At 77.3% G+C, this 7,574-nt stretch carries 10 protein-coding genes; 7 read left to right on the plus strand and 3 right to left on the minus strand.

Features of this window, described 5'->3' with window-relative positions:
• Positions 1 to 185 precede the first annotated feature (185 nt).
• The 6 genes from ACI8AP_RS20820 to ACI8AP_RS20845 all read left to right on the plus strand — a co-directional run bounded on the left by ACI8AP_RS20820 (position 186) and on the right by ACI8AP_RS20845 (position 4,538).
• Positions 186 to 803 (plus strand): hypothetical protein, encoded by a 618-nt coding sequence (locus tag ACI8AP_RS20820; RefSeq protein WP_456591280.1) that lies wholly within the window; start codon positions 186 to 188, stop codon positions 801 to 803.
• A 121-nt stretch (positions 804 to 924) separates the two neighbouring features.
• Positions 925 to 1,587: an N-acetyltransferase gene (locus ACI8AP_RS20825; protein WP_456591281.1), complete on the plus strand. Its 663-nt coding sequence runs from the start codon at positions 925 to 927 to the stop codon at positions 1,585 to 1,587.
• Positions 1,588 to 1,636: 49 nt separating this feature from the next.
• Complete coding sequence (locus ACI8AP_RS20830) at positions 1,637 to 2,536, plus strand: alpha/beta hydrolase fold domain-containing protein (RefSeq protein WP_456591282.1); 900 nt, start codon at positions 1,637 to 1,639, stop codon at positions 2,534 to 2,536.
• Positions 2,537 to 2,665: 129 nt separating this feature from the next.
• Positions 2,666 to 3,016 (plus strand): YciI family protein, encoded by a 351-nt coding sequence (locus ACI8AP_RS20835; RefSeq protein ID WP_456591283.1) that lies wholly within the window; start codon positions 2,666 to 2,668, stop codon positions 3,014 to 3,016.
• 5 nt (positions 3,017 to 3,021) lie between these two features.
• Complete coding sequence (locus tag ACI8AP_RS20840; protein WP_456591284.1) at positions 3,022 to 4,260, plus strand: RNA polymerase sigma factor; 1,239 nt, start codon at positions 3,022 to 3,024, stop codon at positions 4,258 to 4,260.
• Complete coding sequence (locus tag ACI8AP_RS20845; RefSeq protein WP_456591285.1) at positions 4,257 to 4,538, plus strand: DUF1905 domain-containing protein; 282 nt, start codon at positions 4,257 to 4,259, stop codon at positions 4,536 to 4,538. The genes ACI8AP_RS20840 and ACI8AP_RS20845 overlap by 4 nt, the downstream gene beginning before the upstream one ends.
• 54 nt (positions 4,539 to 4,592) lie before the next feature.
• On the opposite strand, the gene arfB is transcribed toward ACI8AP_RS20845, so the two are convergent.
• From arfB to yidD, 3 genes are all read right to left on the minus strand, one after another.
• Positions 4,593 to 5,033: an alternative ribosome rescue aminoacyl-tRNA hydrolase ArfB gene (arfB, locus tag ACI8AP_RS20850; protein ID WP_456591286.1), complete on the minus strand. Its 441-nt coding sequence runs from the start codon at positions 5,031 to 5,033 to the stop codon at positions 4,593 to 4,595.
• Between the two features lie 22 nt (positions 5,034 to 5,055).
• Positions 5,056 to 5,709 (minus strand): phosphotransferase, encoded by a 654-nt coding sequence (locus tag ACI8AP_RS20855; RefSeq protein WP_456591287.1) that lies wholly within the window; start codon positions 5,707 to 5,709, stop codon positions 5,056 to 5,058.
• Between the two features lie 414 nt (positions 5,710 to 6,123).
• Positions 6,124 to 6,609, minus strand: a complete 486-nt coding sequence (gene yidD / locus ACI8AP_RS20860) for a membrane protein insertion efficiency factor YidD (protein ID WP_456591288.1) — start codon at positions 6,607 to 6,609, stop codon at positions 6,124 to 6,126.
• Between the two features lie 32 nt (positions 6,610 to 6,641).
• Here yidD and mmuM point away from each other — a divergent pair.
• Positions 6,642 to 7,574 (plus strand): homocysteine S-methyltransferase (gene mmuM / locus ACI8AP_RS20865; protein ID WP_456591289.1); only part of this gene is annotated, 933 nt, incomplete at its 3' end.

Below are 7,574 nucleotides of genomic sequence, written 5' to 3' on the forward strand. Positions count from 1 at the left end.
CCAGCCCCGCGCGGGCCCCCCCCCCCCCCCCCCCCCCCCCCCCCCCCCCCCCCCCCCCCCCCCCCCCCCCCCCCCCCCCCCCCCCCCCCCCCCCCCCCCCCCCCCCCCCCCCCCCCCCCCCCCCCCCCCCCGCACCACCGGCCGGCGATCCCGCCCGCCGTTCCCTCGTCCGAGGAGTCCCCTGCATGTCCACCCCAGCTTCCGCGCACGGCGACGACGCCGGCATCCGCCCGGACGGAGCGCACCCCACCCGGGGTGCCGGCCGTGACGCCGTGGACGCCCAGCACTCCCGCTACGGCGGCATCAAGTGGGGCGCTGCCTTCTTCGGCTGGCTCTCCGCCAACGGGCTGGCCGTCCTGCTGATCGCGCTGATCAGCGCCGCCGGTGTCGCCGTCGGCCTCACCGAGGGCGTCCCGTCGGTCGAGGAGGCCACCGAGCAGGCGAGCACGATCGGCATCGTCGGCGGCATCGTCCTGCTGGTCGTCCTCTTCCTCGCCTACCTGGCCGGCGGCTACGTCGCCGGCCGGATGGCGCGCTTCGACGGGGCCCGCCAGGGCATCGCCGTGTGGGTCATCGGCCTGCTCGTCGTCCTCGCGCTGGCCGTGGCCGGATTGCTCTTCGGCTCCGAGTACAACGTGCTCCAGCAGCTGAACCTGCCGCGCATCCCCATCGACGAGGGCACCGCCACGACCGGCGGCATCATCGCCCTGATCGCGGTCCTGGTGCTGACCCTCGTCGGTGCCGTCCTCGGCGGCAAGCTCGGCGAGCGCTACCACCGCAAGGTCGACCGCGCCGGCTTCTGAGAGGACCCCCTGCCCCCCGCCACTCGCAGGCTCGCGGCGGGACCCTGCAGGGGGCCACGAGCGGGGGCCGCCCCACCGGGGCGGCCCCGTGCGCGTGCCGGGCTCGTGGTGGGATTCGGGGGTGACGCCCTCTGGCCCGATCGTCCGGCGGATCGACGACCCCGACGAACCGGGGCCCGACGTCCGGGTGGCCGAGCAGCGCGACGTCCCGGCGATCGCCGCCACCCTCACCGTCGCCCTGGCCGACTCCCGCTGGACCCGCTGGGCGCTGCCCGACGACGGCCGCATGCAGCGGCTCACCCGGCTGCACGAGCTCGACGCCGCCCACCGCGGCGTCGCCACCGGCACCGCCTGGGTCACCGAGGACCGCGACGCCGTCGCCGTCTGGGAGCCGCCGGCCGGCGCGCCCGGCACCCGGCCCCTGCCGGACGACGTGCGCGTCGCCCTGGCGCGTGAGCTCCCCTACCTCTCCGGGGACCGCGCCCGGGTGGTCGCCGAGACCGAGGCCCTGGTGACCGCCGCGCTGCCCGACCGGCCGCACTGGCGGCTGCGGCACCTCGGTGTCCGGCCCTCCGCCCGCCGGCGCGGCCTGGCCGCTGCCGTGCTGGCGCCGGTGCTGGTGCGCTGCGACGCCGAGCGGACGCCCGCCGCGGCCGCGGTGTTCGGGTGGGCGAACGTGCGGTTCTTCCGCGGGTTCGGCTTCCAGGTCACCGAGACCACCCGCACCACCGACGACGAGCTGCCGTTGTGGGTCCTCGTCCGCGAGCCGCTCTCGCTGAGCTGACCGCCGTCCGGAGCCCGGACGCCCCCGACCTGCCGACCCCGGAGGCCCCGTGCCCAGCCCTGCCAGCCGCCTGCTCCCCCCGCTGCTCCGCCTGCTCCGCTTCCGGCGGGAGTTCGAGCGCCCGGAGCTCATGCTGCGGGGCGTCCAGGAGCGCCTGCTGCGCCCGGCGCCGTACGGACCACCACGGGGGCTCGGCCCGGTCGAGGTCGCGGTGGACGTCGGCCACGCGACCGGCTGGCCGGTCTACCGCGTCCTCCCCCGGACCCGGATGCCGGACCGTGCTGCCGTCTACGTGCACGGCGGTGCCTGGGTGAACCAGATCCACCCGTTGCACTGGCGCCTGGTCGCCCGGCTCGCCGCCCGCAGCGGCGCCGCGATCACCGTGCCCGTCTACCCCCTGGCGCCGGTGGGGACGGCGGCGACGGTGGTGCCCCAGGTGGCCGACCTCGTCGGCGCGCTGGTCGACCGGTACGGCGCCGGGCAGGTCACCGCGGTGGGCGATTCGGCCGGCGGTCAGATCGCGCTGTCCGCCGCCCAGCTCCTGCGCGACCGGGGCGTGCCACCGCTGCACCGGACCGTGCTCGTCTCCCCCGCGCTGGACCTGACCCTGGCCAACCCCGAGATCGACCTCGTCGAGCCGCAGGACCCCTGGCTGGCCCGCCCCGGCACCCGGGCGGCGATCGAGCTCTGGCGCGGCGACCTCCCGCTCACCGATCCGCTGGTCAGCCCGCTGTTCGGGGAGCTGGCCGGGCTCGGTCCGCTGACCGTCTTCAGCGGTACCCGCGACATCACCAGCCCGGACACCCGGCTGCTGGTCGACCGCGCCCGCGCGGCCGGAGTGCCGGTCGACCACCACGAGGAGGAGGGCCTGGTGCACGTGCACCCGCTGCTGCCGGTGCCTGAGGGCCGACGGGCCCGGCGGGTGATGGCCGCCGTCCTCGCCGGCTGACGCGGCGGGCGCGGCGCCGGTCCTGGCCGTGCGGAGATTTCCGCGCGAAGGTGTCGATCCGGCCGGTCCCCGCTCGTACAGGGGGTGAGCGACCGGCACCGGACCGGCGCCGAACCCCAGGAGGCAACCATGGCCCAGTACCTGCTGAGCATCATCCAGCCGGTCGGCGAGGTCCCCCCGCCGGAGGAGCTGGCGCCGGTGATGGAGCAGCTGGCGGCGCTCAACGCGGAGATGCAGGCGGCAGGCGCCTGGGTCTTCGCCGCTGCGCTGCACCAGCCGGAGGCGTCGAGCGTCGTCCGCGCCGAGGGCGCCGACGTGCTCGTCACCGACGGCCCCTACGCCGAGGCCAAGGAGTTCATCGGCGGGTTCGACGTGATCGAGGCCGACGACCTGGACCAGGCCCTCGGCTGGGCCGGCAAGCTGGCCCGTGTCCTCGGCGGCCTGCCGGTCGAGGTCCGGCCCGTCGCGCAGACCTTCTGACGCCCGTGGACGACGCCGTCGCCGAGGTCGAGCGGGTGTTCCGCGCGCACCACGGCCGGGCGGTCGCCGTCCTGATCCGCCTCCTCGGCGACGTCGACGCCGCCGAGGAGGCGGTCCAGGAGGCCTTCCTCACCGCCCTCGCCCGGTGGCCGGTCGAGGGGATCCCGCCGAGCCCGGCCGGCTGGATCGTCACGACCGCCCGCCGCCGGGCGATCGACCGCTGGCGGCGGGAATCCGTGCGCACCGACCGGTACTTGCAGGCCGCGCTGCTCGGCGGCGCCCCGGAGCCCGTCGAGGAGGGACCCGTGCACGACGACCGGCTGCGCCTGATCTTCACCTGCTGCCACCCGGCGCTGGCCACACCGGCCCGGGTGGCGCTCACCCTCCGGCTGCTCGGCGGCCTCACCACCACCGAGATCGCGGCGGCGTTCCTCGTGCCCGAGGCCACTATGGCCCAGCGCCTCGTGCGCGCGAAGGCCAAGATCCGCACGGCCCGGATCCCGTACCGGGTGCCGCGGGAGGCGGAGCTGCCCGATCGGCTGCCGGCCGTGCTCGCCGTCGTCCACCTGGTCTTCACCGAGGGGCACACCGCCACGTCCGGGGACCAGCTCGTGCGCCCGGACCTGTGCGCGGAGGCGATCCGGCTCGGCCGCCTCCTGGCCGAGCTGATGCCGGACGAGCCCGAGGTCACCGGCCTGCTGGCGCTGATGCTGCTCACCGAGTCGCGGCGACCTGCCCGCAGCACGGCCGACGGCGACCTCGTGCCGCTGGCCGAGCAGGACCGGTCGCGGTGGGACCGGCAGCTGATCGGCGAGGGCCAGACGCTGGTGCGGCAGTGCCTGCGGCGCGATCGCCCGGGCCCGTACCAGCTGCAGGCCGCGATCGCCGCCGTCCACAGCGACGCGCCGACGGCGTCCGACACCGACTGGCGGCAGGTCCTGACGCTGTACGACCAGTTGCTGGCGTTCGCGCCGGGCCCGGTCGTCGCGCTGAACCGCGCCGTCGTCGTCGCCGAGGTCGAGGGGCCGGCCGCCGGGCTGGCGCTGGTGGACCGGCTGGAGCTCCCCCACGACCACCTCCTGCCCGCCGTCCGCGCCGAGCTCCTGCGCCGCCTCGGCCGCACCGCCGACGCGCGGGTCACCTACGACGCCGCTCTCCGGCTGGTCCGGAACGACCGCGAGCGGGCGTACCTGCTGCGGCGCCGCGATGAGTTACCGGTTCCGCTCCGGTCTACGGAGGCATGAACCCTTCCACCACGCTGGACCTCACCTTCACCGCGCCGATCGAGAAGGACGGCGCCTTCCCGACGTACCTGGTCGTGCCGGACTCCGCGGAGCTCCTGGGCACCCGTCGGGCGGTGAAGGTGACCGGCACCGCCGACGGGTACGCCTTCGCGGCCACCCTCATGCCGTCGGGCACCGGCCCGCACTGGCTGCCCCTGCGCGCGGCGATCTGCTCGGCCATCGGCAAGAGCCAGGCGGGCGAGGAGGTCACGGTGCACCTGCAGCAGCGGCTGAGCTGACCGGCCGGTGCGGGGACGTTCCCGCGGGGACGTTCCCGCGGGAACGTCCGACCGTCAGTCCCAGTTGCGGCGCTGCTTCTTCAGCTGGCCGCGCTGCTTCTTCGCCTCGATCCGCCGCTCCTTCGAGCCACGGGTGGGCTTGGTGCGCCGCCGGGCCGGAGCCGGCGGGGCCAGTGCGGCACGCAGGACGGCCGCCAGGCGCTCGCGGGCGGCCTGCCGGTTGCGCAGCTGCTGCCGGTGCTCGCTGGCGACGACCGTCAGCACGCCGTCGACCAGCCGGGTCCCGAGCCGTGACGCCAGCCGTGCCCGCTGCTGGTCGCTGAGGCCCGGGAGGTCCAGGGGCGAGACCGAGAGCTCCACCCGCGAGTCGGCGGTGTTCACGCCCTGTCCGCCGGGGCCCGATGACCGGGAGAACCGCCACGACAAGGCGGCCGCGGGCACGACGAGGGACCCGGTGACGGCGAGGTCACCGGAGGGGTCGTCGGTCAGGGGCACCGCACCAGTCTGGCCGACGGGGTCAGCGACCGGGCGGCAGCGGTCCCCGCTCCAGCTGCTCGGCGGTCCAGCCGGCCACCTGGCCGGCCCACTCGGCGCGTTCGGTCGGGTGCACGCCGCGCAGGATCCGGCGCCAGGTGAGCGCGCGCTGCAGCGGGGCGACGTGGAGCGCCAGATCGCACTGCCGCCGCAGGTCCTCGGCCGCGCCGAAGTCGAGCCACTGGTCGAGGTAGGCGTCGCGCAGCCGGCGCAGCGCCGGGTCGCCATCGGGCAACCGGAGCACGCGGCCGGCGAACCGCAGGGCGACCAGCAGGACGAGGAACGGGTGGGCCACCGAGGCGTCGCCCCAGTCGAAGAAGCGGTGGCGGCCGTCGCGGACGAACACGTTCCCGTCGTGCAGGTCGTCGTGCTGCACGGTGGCCGGGAGGCCGCCGTCGGCGAGCTCCCGGCACGCGCCCGCGTACTCGCCGAGGCGGGCCAGCACGCGGGCGCGGGCGTCGGCGGCGAGGCCGTCGGGGCGGCCGGGCCGCTGCGCCTCGTCGTCGGCCAGCAGGTCCTCCACCAGCTCGGGCAGGCGTTCCGGCCGGTGGTCGGGCACGCCCAGGCCCACCAGCTCCTCGGCGTGCTCCGCGACCTCGACCTGCAGGCGGCCGTGGTCGGCGAGCATCGCGCCCACGCGGCGGGCTCGGTCGAGCCCGTCCCGCGGAGCGTCGGCCCGCCGTCGGGCAGGAGCACCAGCCGTCGTTCCCGATCCACCGCGATCGGCGGCAGCACCCACTGCGGCGCCCAGCGCCCGAGCGCTTCGGCCAGCACCGGCTCCTGGGCGGACCCGGGCCCGACCGCCTTCAGCCACACCGCGTCCCCGCCCCGCACCGGGATGCGGAAGGCCGTGGACCAGGCCCGCACGTGCGGCTGCTCCGTCGGGCCGTCCGGCTCGAGCCCCGCGCGTACCAGCCGAGCCGCAGCCCAGTCCAGGGCGGCGGCCCGCCACGCGGCGTCGCGCCACGTCGCGGAACCCGCCGTCGCGCCGTCCCCGGGGGTCACCGCCGCACCGTAGGCGATCACCCCTGGGGCTGACCCCGGCGAGGGGTCAGGCGGGCACCGGATCGGCACCGGCAGCCGCACCGGGGCGGCAGCGCACGAGGCGGCGGAGGGTCAGCCAGGAGCCGCGCAGCGCGCCGTGGGTCTCGAGCGCCGCGATCGCGTAGGCCGAGCACGTCGGGGTGAAGTGGCAGCACGGCCGGCGCTTCGGGCTGATCTCCCGCTGGTAGTAGCGGACGGCGGCGATCAGGTGGGCCGCCGCGCCGCTGCCCTGCCGGCCCTCCCGGATCGCCGGCAGCGAACGCGGTGCGACCAGCAGCAGGTCCATGCCGCACCCGACGGCGTTGGCCAGGCAGCAGCCGGTGTTGAGGAACAGGAGATCGCGCAGGCACGAGTCGTTGCGCCGGCCGTAGCCGTAGCCGGGCGGCGGTCCGTACCCGCGGCGGTAGTGGCCCGCGTAGTGCCCGCGGTAACCGCCCCCGTACCGGGGACGCCGCCGACGAGGACCCCAGCCGCTGCTCCAGATGAACACCATGGACAGCCCTGTACCGCGGGATGATCGACGGCATGCCTCCGTTGGCCGATGCGCTCGCCGCCGGACCCGTCGTCCTCGACGGGGGCCTGTCCACCGAGCTGGAGGCGCGCGGTCACGACGTCTCCTCGGCGCTGTGGTCGGCGCGGCTGCTGCGCGACGACCCGGCGGCGATCGTGGCCGCGCACGCGGCGTTCGCGGCCGCGGGTGCCCAGGTGGCCACGACGGCCAGCTACCAGGCCACCGTGGCGGGATTCGCCGCCGCCGGCGTGGGCGCGACCGAGGCGCGCCGGCTGATCGCGTCGTCGGTGGCGCTGGCCCGGGAGGGCCAGGGGCCGGGGTGGGTGGCCGGCTCGGTCGGCCCGTACGGGGCGATGCTCGCCGACGGCTCCGAGTACACCGGCGGTTACGTCTCCGAGGTGGGTGTCGAGCGGCTGCGGGAGTTCCACCGGCCGCGGATGGCGCTGCTGGCCGACGCGGGCGCGGACGTGCTGGCCTGCGAGACGGTGCCGGCCGCCGCCGAGGTGGAGGCCCTGCTGCTGGAGGCGCAGGCGCTGGGTGTGCCGATGTGGCTGTCGCTGACCACCGTGGTGGACGACGATGGCGTCGCCCGCACCCGCCGCGGCGAGCGGGCGGCCGACGTGTACGCGATGGCCGCGAGCGTCGACGAGGTGGTCGCCGTCGGCGTCAACTGCACCGCGCCGTCGGCGCTGCCAGCGGCCCTGCGCGCCGCGGCGCCGGCCGGCAAGCCACTGGTCGCCTACCCGAACAGCGGTGAGAGCTGGGACCCGGGGGGGGGGGGGGGGGGGGGGGGGGGGGGGGGGGGGGGGGGGGGGGGGGCGGGCGGGGGGGGGGGGGGGGGGGGGGGGGGGGGGGGGGGGGGGGGGGGGGGGGGGGGGGGGGGGGGGGGGGGGGGGGGGGGGGGGGGGGGGGGGGGGGGGGGGGGGGGGGGGGGGGGGGGGGGGGGG

It is taken from the genome of Blastococcus sp. SYSU DS1021 (assembly GCF_054050995.1).